The 18,064-nt window shown below is 50.6% G+C and carries 9 protein-coding genes; 7 read left to right on the forward strand and 2 right to left on the reverse strand.

Annotated elements, in window-relative coordinates:
* Nucleotides 1-19: 19 nt before the first annotated feature.
* On the reverse strand, nt 20-1,360 hold the full coding sequence (locus FLA_RS13695; RefSeq protein WP_076378385.1) for a family 43 glycosylhydrolase: 1,341 nt from the start codon (nt 1,358-1,360) through the stop codon (nt 20-22).
* 82 nt (nt 1,361-1,442) lie between these two features.
* Nucleotides 1,443-3,356 (reverse strand): alpha/beta hydrolase-fold protein, encoded by a 1,914-nt coding sequence (locus tag FLA_RS13700; protein ID WP_076378383.1) that lies wholly within the window; start codon nt 3,354-3,356, stop codon nt 1,443-1,445.
* Between the two features lie 285 nt (nt 3,357-3,641).
* Here FLA_RS13700 and FLA_RS13710 point away from each other — a divergent pair, with 285 nt between their 5' ends.
* The 7 genes from FLA_RS13710 to FLA_RS13740 all read left to right on the forward strand — a co-directional run bounded on the left by FLA_RS13710 (nt 3,642) and on the right by FLA_RS13740 (nt 18,040).
* Nucleotides 3,642-5,858, forward strand: a complete 2,217-nt coding sequence (locus tag FLA_RS13710) for an alpha-glucuronidase family glycosyl hydrolase (RefSeq protein WP_076378379.1) — start codon at nt 3,642-3,644, stop codon at nt 5,856-5,858.
* Nucleotides 5,859-5,896: 38 nt separating this feature from the next.
* Complete coding sequence (locus FLA_RS13715; RefSeq protein WP_076378378.1) at nt 5,897-8,455, forward strand: glycosyl hydrolase 115 family protein; 2,559 nt, start codon at nt 5,897-5,899, stop codon at nt 8,453-8,455.
* 12 nt (nt 8,456-8,467) lie between these two features.
* Nucleotides 8,468-9,604 carry an endo-1,4-beta-xylanase gene (locus tag FLA_RS13720; protein WP_076378376.1) on the forward strand — a complete coding sequence of 379 codons (1,137 nt, stop codon included), beginning with the start codon at nt 8,468-8,470 and terminating at the stop codon, nt 9,602-9,604.
* Nucleotides 9,605-9,619: 15 nt separating this feature from the next.
* Complete coding sequence (locus tag FLA_RS13725) at nt 9,620-12,136, forward strand: glycoside hydrolase family 9 protein (RefSeq protein WP_084206170.1); 2,517 nt, start codon at nt 9,620-9,622, stop codon at nt 12,134-12,136.
* A 3-nt stretch (nt 12,137-12,139) separates the two neighbouring features.
* Complete coding sequence (locus FLA_RS13730) at nt 12,140-14,095, forward strand: sialate O-acetylesterase (RefSeq protein WP_076378374.1); 1,956 nt, start codon at nt 12,140-12,142, stop codon at nt 14,093-14,095.
* Nucleotide 14,096: 1 nt separating this feature from the next.
* A complete protein-coding gene (locus FLA_RS13735; protein ID WP_076378535.1) occupies nt 14,097-16,703 on the forward strand; it encodes a glycoside hydrolase family 3 protein in 2,607 nt (868 codons plus the stop codon).
* Between the two features lie 215 nt (nt 16,704-16,918).
* Entirely contained in the window at nt 16,919-18,040 is a 1,122-nt protein-coding gene (locus FLA_RS13740; RefSeq protein ID WP_076378372.1) for a glycoside hydrolase family 43 protein, read from the forward strand.
* The last annotated feature ends 24 nt before the right edge of the window (nt 18,041-18,064 follow it).

An 18,064-nucleotide genomic window follows, 5' to 3' on the forward strand; every position in this document is an offset into this window, starting at 1 on the left:
TGGTGCGCAACAGCCCTGCTTACAATGCCAGCTGTAGCCAGTCCACCTCGCAACTGCCCTGCCCTTTCAGGCTTACCACCAGGTGATGTACACCGGATGGTTTGCCTTTTACAGGCGCAGTTACCACCTGCCATTGGTTACCACCGGAAACTTTTACCTCGGCCAACACCGGCCCCTTTGCATGATCCAGCCTTACCTCCAGTGTAGCGCCGGTGGCAGATACCACACGCGCCTGCAGGGTTTTGAGTGGCTGGCTGCCAAAATTCACACTGTTGTATTGTATCCAGCCTTCGCTGTTATGGAATATAGTTTTCCAGCCGGCAAAGGTATTGACTGTATCCAGCAAGGCTACACTGGCGCCACTGGGGCTGATATGACTGTAACGGTCTATCTGTATAGCACTGGTGGCTTTGGTAAGCCCTACACCTCTGAGAGTAGGTATTACTTTGCGGATGGTGCCATCTTTTTCAAAGAACAGGCTATCTGCACGGATAGACCTGTTTTTATCAAAACGCGGCGACAGGTCATTATTGTGATAGAAGAGATACCACTGGTTCTTAAATTCGGTAATAGACTGGTGATTGGTCCAGCAACCGGTAGGCGATTCATCCATGATAACACCCGTTACGGTAAACGGCCCCATGGGAGTATTGCCCATAGCATATTCCAGGCTTTCTGTTTTGTTGCGCACATGCGGGTAAGTAAGATAGTATTTACCACCGTGCTCAAACAACCATGGCCCTTCTTTCAGGCCCTGCGTAGGCAGGTTAGCAATGGTTACAGGAGCACCATCCAGTTCCAGCATGTTCTCCTTTAATTTAGCCACATACAGGTTGCCCCCCGCCCAGTATAGATAGGCTTGCCCATCTTTATCAATAAATACGTTGGGGTCTATACCACGTACGTTGGCTATCGGCTCCGGCTGTGGCGTAAAGGGGCCTTCGGGCTTATCGGCTATAGCTACCCCAATGGAAAAACCTCTGCCTTTGGTAGTGTCTTTAGCGGGAGCCGGAAAATAGAAGTAATACTTACCGTTGCGATACACACAGTCCGGCGCCCACATACTGTAAGCGGTGGGTGCTGTCCAGTTGGTTTTATCCTGGCTCACAATCATACCGTGATCTGTCCAGTCCGTAAGATTATCAGAAGAGAATACATGGTAATCTTCCATACAAAACCAGTTAGGGCGTCCCTGGCCTGGTCCGCAACGGATATCGTGCGAAGGATATACATATACGCGGTTGTTGAACACGCGGGCAGAAGGATCGGCCGTAAACTGGTTGGTGATGAAAGGATTCTGCGCCTGCGCACCGGCACCTGCCAGCAAAGGCAACAGTATAGATAAAAGTTGTTTTTTCATATGCTTTATTTCGTTAGTAAAGGGGTAGCTACTGCTACCCCTTTGGAGATTTGCTGCCCTTTGGAGGTACAGTATGATTGTGTTATTGAAAAAGCAGTTGGGAAAACTGGTACAGGTTATTACGCCATACCGGCCAGGTGTGGCCGCCAGGGTATTCGCTGTATTTATAATGGATGTTCAATTCATCCAGCTTCTTCATCATGTTCTGGCAGTTGTTCCAGGCAATATCTTCCTTACCGCCCATCGCTATCCAGAATTGTTTCAGGTTGTTATTAATAGTAGCGGCATTCTCCTTCATATAAGCATACTGCTGCTCTGCCACCGGCTGCTGACCACCAAACCAGCCAGAGCTGAACACGCCCAGGTAGCTAAACAGGCTGGTATTGCCAATGCCCGCATACAGGGTTTGCAAACCGCCCATAGATAACCCTGCCAGCGCACGCTGACTGGCTTCTTTAGAAGCACGGTAGTTACTTTCCACTGTGGGTATTACCACGTTCTTCAGTTCGTTTTCAAAAGCTTTCAGCGTCATTTCGTTAAAGCCGCCGGTGCCCACATTGCCATCCATCATTACCACCAGCATGGGTTTAGCTTTACCCGCTGCTATCAGGTTATCCAGTATCAGGTCTGTTTTGCCCTGGGTGCTCCAGCCGCGTTCATCTTCCCCGCCGCCATGCAACAGGTACAATACCGGGTACTGCTGGTTGGCAGCATTATCATACCCTGGTGGTGTGTAGATAAAAAAACGACGCCAGGAATTGGTAATGGTAGAGAAATAACGTTTCATACGCACCTCGCCATGTGGCACATCCTTAGTGGCATAATAATCACCATTGGCAAAAGGAATTTCAATACCGGCAGCCATGCGGCCCATACCATAAAAAGTTTCGCTGGCAGGATCGGCCATAGCTACCCCATCTATCAGCACCGAATAATAATGAAAACCTTCACTGATAGAATCTGTGGTTATCGTCCAGTAACCACCGGTATCTTTTGCCATATCGTATTTCCTGCCCAAATCTACCTGCACACGCTGTGCATCCGGCGCTTTCAGGCGAAACACCACGCGGTTATCCGGCAATATCTGCGGGTAACGGGCGTTGCGCACATTAGTAGCAGCCGGTGTACCCAGCACGGTGTATTGGGTAAAAACAGAAGGATCTACCGGCTTAAACAGAAACTGGGAAAACATATACAGCCCGTTCTTCCATACCTTAAAATCGTGTACACCAGGTTCTACATAATACACATGCGGCACCTTGTTTTCGTACAGGTAATCGTGTGTGCGTTTACTAAACGTAATAAGGTTATCATTATCCCCACACGATATCCATAACAGCTTCAGCTGTTGGCGTGCCTTTTCCGGATCGGGCACCAGCAATTCCGGCTTTTTGGTATTGGGGGCAGAAGAAAAACCACCTACCCAGGCAAACTTGTCCAGGTTGCCCAGACCAAAGTTGAGCGATTGACCGCCACCCATAGATAAGCCGGCAATAGCGCGGTTTTCGCGGTTAGTCAATACAGGAAATTGCTTTTCCATATAAGGGATCAGGTCGTTTAACAGGTCTTGCTCAAAAGTGGCAAACGCCTGTACCTTATCCGGCGCCATAATGTTACCGGTAGCCCGGTCGTCCTTCATGGCACGGCCATTGGGCATTACTACAATCATAGGAGTAAGTTTGCCCTGGGCATACAGGTTATCCAGTATCACCTGCGGTGTGCCCCCATTCAGCCATTCCTTTTCATCACCACCAATACCATGCAGCAGGTACAGCACAGGGTACTTTGTTTTCTTGGAGTAACCCGGCGGTGTATAAATCAACGCCCGGCGTGTGGTGCCCACGGTTTTGGAAGCATATTGAATGGTATCTATTTTTCCGTGTGCAATAGAGGTTTGCAACACATCAAACCCCTGCGGGGCCTGTTTCACAAGTTGTGTATGGCCGGTAATACAGGCGATACAAAAACCAGCAATCGTAAGCGTTAGCCGTTTCATAATAGTAATACTATTTGTAAATCAATGGTTAAGAATAGAATGCGTAAAATGGCAAGCTGATACAAACAGATATGGCAGGAGTAGTAATCAGCTTTCGCCCGACAATAATAGTGCTTTTCCCGATTTTTGCAATCGATTTCTAATCTTATTAAAAATTCTTCTAAATTAGCCTTCAGAAAGGATATAAACGATTGTGTGCAAGCCATTAGAAAATCAACAGCTCTTCGCTGGCCTGCATGCTGCCCTTTACGCTCCGGGATAAATAAAACAGCAAAAAAAATCCTCATGATGAAGTTATTACGGCTACTGTTACCACTTACACTTATTACACTGAAAGCCCATGCAGAAGATGGATACCGGCTTTGGCTACGTTATGATAAAATAGAAAATGCCGCCCTGCGCAGCAGCTACAGCAATCAATTGCAGTACATAAAAGTATATGGTCAATCACCTACCCTTGCCGCTGCACAAAAAGAATTAGTGATGGGCCTTAGCGGGCTTACCGGCAATACCCCACGCGAAAGCGCTACAACAGAACAGGCCAGCCTGCTGCTGTTTACCCGGTTTACCCAACCGGCACAGCTTACGGGTATAACAACAGATTATGCCGCACTGGGCCAGGATGGCTTTTGCATTACAACAGCCCGCATCAAAGAAAAGAAAGTAACCATTATCACCGCCAATACAGATATAGGTGTGTTATACGGCACCTTTCACCTGCTGCGGTTGTTGCAAACACAACAACCCATACAGGCTGTACAGGTAGTTAGCGTACCCGCTATACAGCACCGCATTTTAAACCACTGGGATAACCTCAACCGCACCATTGAACGCGGCTATGCAGGCTTCTCCATCTGGAACTGGCATACCCTGCCGGATTATATTGATCAGCGCTATATTGACTATGCCCGCGCCAATGCTTCCATAGGTATTAACGGCACGGTGCTAACCAATGTAAATGCCAATGCCCTGGTGTTAACGCACGATTACCTGTTGAAGGTTAAAGCACTGGCAGATGCTTTTCGCCCCTATGGCCTGAAAGTATATCTCACTGCTAAATTCAGCGCACCGGTAGAAATAGGTGGCCTGAAAACGGCCGACCCGCTGGATACCTCCGTACAGCACTGGTGGCAACATAAGGCCGATGAAATTTATGAACTGATACCAGACTTTGGTGGTTTTTTGGTGAAAGCCAATTCCGAAGGGCAGCCCGGCCCGCAAACCTATAACCGCACCCATGCAGATGGCGCCAATATGCTGGCAGATGCCGTAGGCACACATGGCGGTATTATTATGTGGCGGGCGTTTGTATACGATGTGCGGGTGCAGAAACACGATGAAGATTTTGATTCGAATAAAACCAATAAAAACCTGCCGGACATTGCCGCGGCAGACCGGTTTAAACAGGCCTATGCAGAGTTTACCAAACTGGATGGACAGTTTCGCAAAAATGTGCTGGTGCAGGTAAAGAACGGGCCTATTGACTTTCAGCCCCGCGAACCCTTTTCGCCGTTGTTTGGCGCTATGCCACAAACGCCACTGGCCATGGAGTTTCAGCTTACCATGGAGTACCTGGGACAGGGCACCCACCTGGTTTACCAGGCCCCCTTGTTTAAAGAAGTGCTGGATGCCGATACCTATGCCACCGGTAAGGGTGCTACCATCGCCAAAGTGATCGATGGCAGCCTGTATCATCATTCCCTGTCAGCCATTGCAGGCGTATCCAATATAGGCAGTGAAAGAAACTGGACGAATCACCCGTTTGGCCAGGCTACCTGGTATGCTTACGGCAAACTGGCCTGGAACCCCAACGCCAATGCCAGGGACATTGCGCGGGAATGGGTACAGCAAACCTTTACCCACCAGCCGCAGGCCGTACAAACCATTACCGATATGATGATGGCTTCCCGCGAAGCCGTAGTTAACTATATGACCCCACTGGGCCTGCACCACATTATGGGCGCCAGCGGCCACTGGGGTCCGGGTCCCTGGGTAAACAATGCCGGACGGGCCGATTGGAACTCGGTATACTACCACCGTGCAGACAGCTTTGGCCTTGGCTTTAACCGCACCGCCACCGGCAGCAACGCCCTGGCGCAATACAAACCCGAAGTGCAGGCACAGTGGAAAGATTCCAACACCTGCGATGAAAGATACCTGCTGTGGTTTCATCATGTATCGTGGCAACACCACATGCACTCCGGTAAAACATTATGGGATGAGCTGTGTACACGTTACCAGCAAGGCGTAGATACCGTGCGCCGCATGCAGGCCAGCTGGAACAGCCTGCAAACCGTGATAGATCCCGAACGCTTTCACCAGGTACAGCAATTGCTGTCCATACAGGAGAAAGAAGCCCGGTGGTGGCGCAACAGTTGCCTGCTTTATTTTCAAACCTATTCCCGTATGCCGCTGCCTGCAGGTGTAGAGCCGCCGGATCATACGTTGGATTATTATAAAAGTATACGCTCTCTATTTGTACCGGGCGCCGGCAGCAATTAGCGGCTATTTTATCAGCCTTATTAAAACAGATTGCCAGCATGAAACGTTTGATTGCTTTTTCTTTCTTGTTATGGAGCGCGCCGTATGCCATGGCCCAGCAAATGGTATCCACCCGGCAACAGCCCGGCGCTTTTACAATCAGCGCCGCCAATATGCCCGCTATTTATACCGATGCGCAGGACGACTGGCTGGTACAAAAAGCAGCCAGCCTGTTACAACAGGATATAGAACAGGTAACCGGTACAAAACCGGAACTGGTACACAGCCGCACCACCGTTAAAAACCTGATTATTATAGGCACCGTTACCGGCTGCAAAGCCCTGCAACAGTTGCATGCGCAAAAGCAGGTAGAATTCACTGATCTGAAAGGCCAATGGGAAGCCTTTCGTGTGCAGGCCATACCCGGCGCAGGCAAAGGCAGCAACGCTACACTGGTAATAGCCGGCAGCGATAAACGCGGGGCCGCTTATGGTGTGTTTGAGTTATCGCGCCAGCTGGGCCTATCACCCTGGTACTGGTGGGCCGATGCACCGGTGCAAAAGAAAACAGCCGCTTACATACCCAAAGGCATTTATCAGTTCCCCTCCCCTTCTGTCAAATACCGGGGCATATTCATCAACGATGAAGCACCCGCCTTTTCCGGGTGGACACGCGAAAAGTTTGGCGGCGTAAACCACCTTGTGTATGAAAAGATGTTTGAACTGCTGCTGCGCCTGAAAGGCAATTACCTGTGGCCGGCCATGTGGGGCAATGCCTTTAATGATGATGATACACTCAACCCCATTCTGGCAGATAAATGGGGCATTGTAATGGGCACCTCGCACCACGAGCCCATGCAACGCTCGCAACAGGAATGGAAACGGTACGGTAAAGGTGAATGGGATTATACAAAGAATGAAGCCGGGCTGAAACAGTTTTGGACAAAGGGCATAGCCAACATGGGCACCCATGAAAGCATTGTTACCCTGGGCATGCGGGGCGATGGGGATATGCCCATGACCAAAGGCACCGCCACCCAGTTACTGGAAAAGATAGTAACCGACCAGCGCAACATCATTACCACTGTTACCGGCAAACCCGCCACACAAACCCCGCAGCTATGGGCCCTGTATAAAGAAGTGCAGGATTACTATGATGAAGGCATGCGTGTGCCGGATGATGTAACCCTTTTGTTGTGTGATGATAACTGGGGCAACATACGCCGCCTGCCCAAACCCGGTGAACCTAAAAGAGCCGGTGGTTACGGCATTTATTACCACTTTGATTATGTAGGCGGTCCCCGCAACTACAAATGGCTTAACACCAACAACATCAGCCGCGTATGGGAGCAGATGCACCTGGCTTATGCGCATGGCGTTGACCAGATATGGATTGTAAACGTGGGCGACCTGAAACCGATGGAGCTACCTATATCCTTCTTCCTGGATTATGCTTACAACACCCACCGCTGGAACGAAGACAATATAGAGCAATTCTATACCCAATGGGCTACAGAGCAGTTTGGCCACGCAAAGGCACCTGCTATTGCAGCTATATTGAAAACATATGCACACTATGCCAGCCGCAGAAAACCCGAACTGCTGGATGCCAGCACCTACAGCCTTACCGTGCGTAACGAATTTGCACAGGTAGTGCAGGAATGGACAACACTGCGGCAGCAGGCAGAAGCCATCAACAACAGTTTAACAGCCGCAGATAAAGATGCGTATTTTCAACTGGTACTGCACCCCATACAGGCGCTGGAAAACCTGCACCAGTTGTATTATGCCGTAGCCATGAACAAACAGCTGGCCACACAAAAGAATATACTGGCCAACCAATGGGCCGAGAAGGCAAAAGCCTTTTACCTGGCCGACTCCCTCATTTCCGTAAAATACAACAAAGAAATAGCCGGTGGCAAATGGAATCACATGATGGATCAAACACATATAGGCTACCGCTCGTGGCAGGAACCCCGCCGCAACATTATGCCTGCGCTGGATGATGTAGCGCCCGACAGTGCCATCGCCACCACTGCGGTATTAAAAACCCAACCCCTGTATACCCCACCCGCAGCACCAACAGAGAAAGCGGTGTATGTAGAGAAAGACGGTTATACAGCCATGAGTGCCACACGTTATACCCGCGCGGTAACCGGCAACAACGTAGAATGGAAAACCATACCCGGCATTGGCAAAAACGGCGATGGCATTACCACCTTCCCGGTAACCACATCCGTAAACTTATCCGCTACCAGTCCACACCTGGAATACGACATATACACTACCGGTAAAGACAGTGTTACCCTGCGCACCTGGTTCTCCCCCACACTGAACATTCACCATGCACCTACCGGACTGCGCTTTGCCGTGTCAATTGACGATGAAGCGCCGCAGTTACTGGGCCTGAATAAAGAAGACAACACCGGCATATGGAACGCCTGGGTAGCCAATAACAACATTGTGAAACAAAGCCGCCATTACCTGGCCGCACCCGGCAAGCACATAGTGCGTTACTGGATGCTGGATGCAGGTGTGGTATTGCAGAAACTGGTAGTAGAAACAGCAGGCCGCACCGAAGGCTACCTGCCACCACCAGACACATTATCAGATAAATAACAAACGCATTATATGACAACCAGACATTCTCTTGTTACGGCCTCACTGCTTTCGCTCACCCTGGCGGGTTGCGCCGGCAGTAATAAAGCCCAAAACACCCACACAATGCCTGCCTTGCGGGAAGTATATAAAAAAGACTTTGCTATTGGCACCGCCCTCAACAACCGCCAGGTAGCAGAAAGAGATACCGCCGCCGCCCGGCTGGTGCCACAGCAGTTTGATGCCGCTACCCCCGAGAACATGATGAAGGCGGCATTGCTGCACCCTGAATGGAACCGGTACACTTTTGATGAGGCTGATAAACTGGTGGCCTATGCTCAAAAGCATAACATTAAAGTAAACGCCCACACACTGATATGGCACAGCCAGTTGCCTGCCTTTATGCGGCATATGAACAACGCCGATTCTGTACGGCAGTTTATGCACGATCATATTACCACGGTAGCAGGCCGCTACGATGGCAAAGTATATAGCTGGGATGTAGTGAATGAAGCGTTGAATGAAGATGGCACCATGCGCAAATCGGTTTTTCAGCAAAAGCTGGGAGATGATTTTGTGGTAGAAGCCTTCCGGCTGGCGCAGCAGGCAGCCCCACACACCCGCCTGTATTATAACGATTACAATATAGAACAGCCCGCTAAAAGAGCCGGCGCTATTGCCCTGATTAAAAAGATACAGGCCGCCGGTGTGCGTATTGACGGCGTAGGTATTCAGGGCCATTGGAGCGTTGAAAACCTGCCCCTGCGGGAGATTGAAAAAAGTATACAGGAGTTTGGCGCACTGGGTATAGAAGTAATGTTTACCGAGCTGGATTTGAGTGTGCTGCCCAACCCGCGCGGCATTGTGGGTGCAGATGTAAACCAGTCGGCCACCTATAACGATAAAATAAATCCTTACCGTAATGGCTTGCCTGATTCCATGCAAACCAAACTGGCAGACAGCTACGAATCGCTTTTCAAACTGTTTTTACAGTATAAGAACAAAGTGAGCCGCGTTACCTTCTGGGGCGTGGATGATGGTCAATCGTGGCTGAACGATTTCCCCGTTCGCGGCAGAACCAATTACCCGCTTTTGTTCGACCGTAAGTTCCAGCCTAAACCCGCTTTTTACCGGGTAATTGATATAAAAAAACACACCGCTCACTATTAACAACAGCTACCACGCATGAAATATTTCACCCGATATACAGGCAACAACACAGGCAAAGCCCTGCGCATACTATCGCTGGCACTGGCATTGGCCCCCTGTTACCTGCATGCACAGTCACCCGCACCAGGTACACTACAACTGACAGAAACCGGCTACCTGTACAAGCCCGGACTGAATGTGCTGGTGTTCAATAGCCACTACGGACTGTTTGGCGATGAAAAGCTGGCAGGCATAGAACTGATACACCACGAAGTGCGCACCGCCACCAATGGCGATGTGCGCCTGGATGCCACGCCGGAGCAATGGGATTCTATTCCGCAATTCATCCGCCGCGAAACAGACAAACAAACCAATACCGTACGCGCCTGGCTACGCTACCCGGCTTTCAACTTCGACTATACCATAGAAGTAAAACCCGCAACAGAAGGCGTGGTAATACGTGTATTACTGGATAAACCCGTACCTGCCGAACTGGCCGGACGTGCTGGATTTAACCTGGAGTTTTTACCCTCGGCCTATTTTTCCAAAACCTATATGGCCGATGGCAAAGCAGGCGTGTTTCCCTTATACCCTACCAGTAACATGGCCCTCAGCAACGGACGTACTGCGCCCCTGCCACTGGCCCAGGGTAACCGCCTGGTGCTGGCACCCGAAGATGCCATGCGCCGGGTACGCATAGAAAGCGAAACACCGTTACTGCTGTACGATGGCCGGAACAAAGCCCAGAACGGCTGGTTTGTAGTACGCAGCCTGTTACCTGCAGGCAAAACAGGCACCGTGCTGGAATGGCACATCACTGCCTCTACACAGGCAGGCTGGACACGCCCACCCGTAATTGGCCACTCGCAGGTAGGTTACCATCCCGATCAGCCAAAGATGGCCGCTATTGAACTGGATAAGAACAGCAAGGCACTAGCCAACGCTACCCTGCTACAGATAGATGACAAGGGTACTATCCGCACTAAATACACCGCACCCGTTCAACGCTGGGGCAACTACCTGCGTTACCAGTATTATACCTTTAACTTCTCCGCCGTAAAGGATACCGGCTTGTATATGATACAATACGGCACCACCCAAACAAAGCCCTTCCGCATAGATAAAAGTGTATACCAGACCGCCTGGCATGCCACACAGGATATATTTATGCCGGAACAAATGGATCATATAACGGTAAAGGAAGCCTACCGCGTATGGCACGGAGCCTCCCACCTGGATGATGCACTACAGGCCCCTACAGACCGGGTACATTTCGATTTATATGCACAAGGGCCTACTACCGATACCCGCTTTAAACCTTACGAACATATACCCGGCCTGAACGTAGGCGGCTGGTACGATGCGGGCGATTTTGACTTACGCACACAAACCATCTACGGTACTGTAACCGACCTGGTACATGCCTGGGAACTGTTTCGCCCCACACGCGACGAAACACTGGTTGACCAAACCATCCGTTATGTGGAGTTGCACCGCCCCGATGGCAAGCCCGATATGCTGCAACAGATTGAGCATGGCACTTTACAGCTGCTGGCCCAGTTTAACGCCGTAGGTCATGCCATCAATGGTATAGTCGAAGCCCACCTGGAAGAATACACCCACCTGGGCGATGCTGTTACCAAAACAGATAATTTAATTTATAAACCATCCCTGGGCCCGCAGGAAACAGAAGGCAACTTCAGTGGCAGAACGGATGACCGCTGGGCTTTTACCAACCGTTCCACCGCGTTAAACTATGGCTCTATTGCCGCGCTGGCTGCCGCCAGCCGTGCCCTGAAAGGCTATAACGACACACTGGCCATGCAATGCCTGCAAAAGGCCGTGCAGGTATGGGAAGAAGAGCAAACACACCCGCCTTATGTGTTTAACCACGGCAACACCACCGGCGGCCCGCTGCTGGATGAAAAGATGCAGGCAGCGCTGGAACTGCGTATGGCTACCGGGCAACAAAAGTATGCCGATACACTGGCCGCGCATTTTACAGAAATAACACAGCAGTTTAACCGCCGTGCACGCTTGTGTATACAGGCCCTGCCCTACCTGGATGCATCTTACCAGGCCCGCGTAAAAGAGCTGGTTACCAATTATAAACAGGGATTGGATAAAATGAGCGCCCAAAACCCTTACGGCGTGCCCGTAACCGGCGGTGGCTGGGCAGGCAGTGGTGTAGTGATCAATTTTGGACTCACCAATTACTATTTACATCGCGCCTTCCCCGATATTATTGGCAGCGAGCCGGTTTTTAACAGCCTGCATTATTTGTATGGCACACATCCCGGCTCTGATATATCACTGGTATCTGCCGTGGGTACCGAATCTAAAAAAATAGCCTACGGTAACAACCGCGCCAATTTCACGTATATAGCAGGCGGCATTGTACCGGGCGTGCTGATTATACCGCCCGACTTTCCGGAGAATAAAGAGGACTGGCCTTTCTTATGGGGCGAAAACGAATACGTGGTAGGGTTGGGCGCCAGTTATATACTGCTGGTAAACGCAGTAAACCAGTTATTACACTCCAACACACCTTAGTGTATGAAAAAAAATATTCTTCTTTTGTTATTATCAGCAGGCTTAGCACCTGCCGCCTGGGCACAGATACAACTACCCAGGCTTATTCGTGATAGTATGGTATTGCAACGCGAACAGCCCATTCAACTCTGGGGCTGGGCTGCACCCGGCGAAAAAGTAAGCATCCGTTTCGCGCAGCAACATATTACCACCCGTGCCAATACACTGGGTAAATGGAATGCGCAACTACCTGCCATGAAAGCAGGTGGCCCCTATACCATGCAGCTGGATGCCAGTAACCATATTACCCTTAACGACATACTGATAGGCGATGTATGGTTATGCTCCGGACAGTCGAACATGGTACACCAGATGGCACTGCATGCTGTACGTTATGCCAGCGAAGTAGCCACCGCCAACAATCCGCAGATACGGCATTTCTGGGTACCCAACACCGCCAATATGCAAGGCCCGCAAAACGATTTGCCCGGTGGTTCCTGGAAATGGGCCAACCCGAAAGATGTAGGTGAGTTTTCGGCCGTAGCCTACTTTTTTGCACAGAAAATATATGCACAGTACCACGTACCCATAGGCCTTATCAATGCCAGCTGGGGTGGCACGCCCTTGCAGTCGTGGATGAGTGAAGAAGGCTTTCAGCCATTTCCGCAACTACTCAGCACCCTGCAGCAAAACAAAGATACCGCCTATGTAAACGGTATAAGCCGCGCTGCAGCCAACAGGCCAAAGCCCGAAATGCCTTTAGATAAAGGCATGGAAGAAGGCTGGTTTAATACCAGCTATGCGCCCAAAGGCTGGCGCAGCATCAACATACCCGGCTACTGGGAAGACCAGGGCATACGAGACCTGGATGGCGTGGTATGGTACCGCCGCGAGATAGACGTACCTGCCGCTATGACTACTGCCGCCGCCAAAGTATTCCTGGGCCGCATTGTAGATGCCGATGCCTTGTATATCAATGGCAAACAGGTAGGCAATACTACTTATCTATATCCGCAACGCCGCTATCCGCTGCCCGCAGGCACATTGCATGCCGGTAAAAACCTGTTTGTAATACGGGTAACCAACAACGCAGGCAAAGGCGGTTTTGTACCGGATAAGCCTTACCAGCTGATAGCCGGTAATGATACCATAGACCTCAAGGGCACCTGGCAATACAAAGTAGGCCTGGTAAACAATCCGCCTGCTTTCGCCCGCAACGGCGGCCCGGGACCTGCCCCCGGCCCCGGCAGAATAGCGCCGGAGAACCAGCCCGCCGCCTTATTTAACGCGATGATAGCCCCGTTGATACCCTTTAGTCTGAAAGGCTTTCTATGGTACCAGGGAGAAACAGATACCGGCCACCCGAAAGAGTACGCCCATTTACAGCCCGCACTCATTGCCAACTGGCGCAGCAAATGGAAGCAGCCCACCAAACCCTTTCTATACGTACAGCTACCGGGCTTTATGGATATGAGTTACCGACCGATGGAAAGCAACTGGGCCGCCTTTCGCGAAGCACAGCTGCAATCGCTGCAAATACCCCACACCGGTATGGCCGTAGCTATAGACCTGGGAGAATGGAATGATATACACCCCGACCGGAAAAAAGAAGTGGGTGAAAGGCTGGCGCTGGCCGCACAGCACGTAGCCTATGGCGATAGCACCGTAGTGTACTCCGGCCCGCTGTTTCAAGCCGCACGGATAGAAGGCGATAAAATTATACTATCCTTTACCAACACCGGCAGCGGTTTAACCGCTATAGATGATGGTCCGCTGAGTGAGTTTGCCATTGCCGGTGCCGATAAAAAGTTTGTATGGGCCAAAGCTACTATCGAAGGCAACACCATAGTAGTACAAAGCCCTGCGATCAGGCAACCACAATATGTACGGTATGCCTGGGCCGATAACCCGGTAAATCCCAACTTATATAACAAAGAGGGCTTGCCCGCCTCTCCTTTCAGAACCGATAATGAAGATTAATATGCGATTGATTGCAAAGATGTTTGTTACGCCCCTGCTTATCGGCGCCTGCGCCTGGGGACCTGCCTGTCAGGCACAAAACGGCTATCCCTTTCAGAACACCGCGCTTTCTTTTGAAAAGCGGGTAGATGACCTGGTAGGCCGTTTAACACTGGAAGAAAAAGTAGCGCAGATGTTAAATACCGCCCCTGCCATTCCCCGGCTGGGCATACCTGCCTACGACTGGTGGAATGAAGTGCTGCATGGTGTAGCGCGCACCCCTTACCGTGTGACTGTATACCCGCAGGCCATTGGTATGGCTGCTACGTTTGATACCAACTCCATCAAACGCATGGCCGATTACTCCGCACTGGAAGGCAGAGCCATCTTTAACAAAGCACAGCAGGATGGCAGGGAAGGTCAGCGTTATGTGGGCCTTACCTACTGGACGCCTAACATCAACATCTTCCGCGATCCCCGCTGGGGCCGTGGCCAGGAAACCTACGGCGAAGATCCCTTTCTCACCGCAATGATGGGTTCTGCCTTTGTACGCGGTTTGCAGGGCAATGATCCGAAGTATCTGAAAGCAGCCGCCTGTGCCAAACACTATGCCGTACACAGCGGCCCGGAACCTTCCCGGCACGTGGATAATGTATCCCCTACCGATTACGACCTCTGGAATACCTATCTGCCTGCTTTTAAACAACTCATCACCCAAACCCATGTAGCGGGCGTAATGTGTGCGTATAACGCCTTTAAATCGCAACCCTGCTGCGGCAGCGATCAGCTGATGATTGATATACTGCGCAACCGCTGGCAGTTTAACGGCTATGTCACCTCTGACTGCTGGGCCATTGACGATTTCTTCAAAAACCATAAAACACATAAAACCGCTGAAGACGCTTCTGCCGATGCCGTACTGCATGGCACCGATGTAGAATGTGGTACCGATGCGTATTTGTCGCTGGTAAAAGCCGTAAAGGATGGGCTCATTGCCGAGAAGCAGATTGATGTATCGGTAAAGCGCCTGTTCCTGATTCGCTTTCAGCTGGGTATGTTTGATCCCAAAGAAATGGTATCCTTTGCACAAACACCGGCTTCGGTACTGGAAAGCGCTTCCCACAAAGCGCATGCGCTGGAAATGGCCCGTCAGAGCATCGTATTACTGCGCAATCAGAACAACGTGTTGCCACTGAGCAAACAACTGAAAAAGATTGCCGTGGTAGGTCCCAATGCCGATAATGCTATTGCCGTACTGGGTAACTACAACGGCACCCCTTCTCAAACCGTAACCTTGTTACAGGGTATACGCGATAAGGTAGGCCCTAACGTACAGGTGGTATTTGAGAAAGCGGTGAACTTTACCAACGATACCTTACTGCAATATGCCGATGTTGCCAACCAATACCACTGGCAGGGCAAGCAGGGCTTTTATGCGGAGTATTACAACAACACAGAACTGAAGGGCCAGCCACTGGCTACCAGGATAGAACCTGCACTGGATAACAACTGGCAGGAAGGACAACTGATTATAGACACCCTGAAAGGTTATCATTTTTCAGCACGCTATACCACCGACTTCACCGCCAACACCACCGGAAGCATGTCCTTTGAACTGGATGCAGATGATGGCTACCGTTTCCTGGTAGATGGCAAAGAAGTAATTAATGCATGGACACGTAACCGCTGGGGCGCACGCACCTATAAACTGAATACAGAAGCAGGCACCACCTACCGCCTGGTGGTAGAATATTACCAGGCAGAAGGCAAAGCCAATGTAAAACTAAAAGCCGGTCATTTTATCAGAACAGATTTTGCCGCACTGGCCAGCCGCCTGAAAAATGCAGATGCTATCGTATACGCCGGCGGTATATCGCCACAGCTGGAAGGTGAAGAAATGCGGGTAGACTACCCTGGTTTTAACGGCGGCGACAGAACCTCTATCCTATTACCCAAAGTGCAAACAGAACTGCTGCAAGCCTTGCAAACCACCGGCAAACCCGTTGTGTTTGTAATGATGACCGGCAGCGCCATTGCCATACCCTGGGAAGCAGAATACATACCCGCTATTGTAAACGCCTGGTACGGCGGACAAAGCGCCGGTACTGCCATTGCAGATGTATTGTTTGGCGACTATAACCCCGCAGGCCGTCTGCCCGTTACCTTTTACGGCAGCGATGCAGACCTGCCCGGCTTTACCGATTACACCATGCACAACCGTACCTACCGCTACTTTACCGGTAAGCCTTTATACGGCTTTGGCTACGGTTTAAGCTATACCCGTTTCAGTTACCAGAACCTGCGCGTTACCGGTAAAAACAAATACACCATTGCAGTACAGGTAACCAACACCGGCAACCGCGATGGTGAAGAAGTGGTACAGCTGTACACAACAGTGCCCGGTAAAGAAGCGCCCTTACGTTCTTTAAAAGGATTCCAGCGCATTGCACTGAAAAAAGGGAAAAGCAGAACCGTGACTTTTATCGTTACCCCCGAACAACTGGCCCTGCTGGATAACAACGGCAAACCAGAAACCCTGAAGGGTAAAGTAATGATAGCCGTAGGCGGCAGCCAGCCAGGCACCGCCACCACTTCCGGCACACCAGTGCAAACCAGTATTGAATTGTAAACACAAGCGATGATAAAACGGATGTTGCCAGCGGCAATGATGCAGATGCTGTCGTACTGCACGACAGCATCTGCTGCTGTTACAACATGCCATTGCACAAAGCCTGGTAAACAACGAAGCCGTTACAGGCAAAGCTTTTCCACTGGCGACTACCTCTCAACAGGTAAGCACCTTTCCTCCGGCATCAGCAAACACTCTCATTAAAGCCAAAACACATGAATAAAACCTGGTTATCCGTCTTGTTATTGGCCACACTGCAATACAGCAATGCGCAAACAGGCAGCACCATTACAAATACGGCTGCTATATTCCGCTATACCAACCCCATTACACGCGACACCGCTATCTCTATGCGGGATCATTGTATTATTAAGGTGGGCAACAAATGGTATTGCACAGGCACTTCCAACCCGGTATGGACAGGGCCCAACCCCGGAGTAAGGTTACTGGTATCTGACGATATGTTACACTGGAAACAGCATTCCTGGCTCATTGATGCGGCTAAGCTGCCGGCAGACTGCCCCTATAACGGCCGCTTCTGGGCACCGGAAATTCATTATATACAAAAGAAGTACTGGCTTACGGTGAACAGCGGCAAGGTTACCGCAGACGACCCGAAAGGCATGAAAACACACAGCATATGGTTGTTTTCTGCTGATAGTGTTACCGGCCCCTATAAGCTGGTAAACGGCCCGTTAACACCGCAGTATAACAACGATGCTACTTTGTTTGAAGATGAGGACGGGCAAACCTATCTCTATTGCAGCGGCAACGGGTTGTTTCAGGCACCCATAGACTTGCCCACCGGCAAATTGAAGGGCAGCATTCAGAAGTTCCTGGATAAAAGATCGCCCGGCTATCCGGACTGGATGCAGGGCGGCATAGAAGGCCCGTTTGTAATTAAGAAAGAGGGTATGTACTTTATGTTCTTCAGCACCTGGACAAGAGGCTATGAAGTGGGCCTGCTGAAAGCCCCCACCCCTTTAGGCCCATGGAAACTGGCATCTGACCAGCCCATCTTCGGCACCCGCAAAAAAGGATACCGCCCCGAACTGGCGGCCAATGGCGGGTACAGTCACCTGCAGTTTCAGGACACGGAAGACCCTTACTGCGAAACAGGCCACAACGCCTTGTTTACCGGTCCGGATGGGGAGCTATGGAGCAGTTGCCATTATATGATGTATGAGCAGCGCCCCTACCCTTACAGCAAAACACTGGAACCCTGGGAACCGCTGCCGCAAATGGGCATTGAGCCTGTTTACTACCACGATGGACGATTTTATATGCACAACCCTACGTGGACAGAACAATGGGTAGTGCCACAGAAAAGAAAATAAAAAATAATAACTATTATCAATAGC

This window comes from Filimonas lacunae, assembly GCF_002355595.1.
Classification (GTDB): domain Bacteria; phylum Bacteroidota; class Bacteroidia; order Chitinophagales; family Chitinophagaceae; genus Filimonas; species Filimonas lacunae.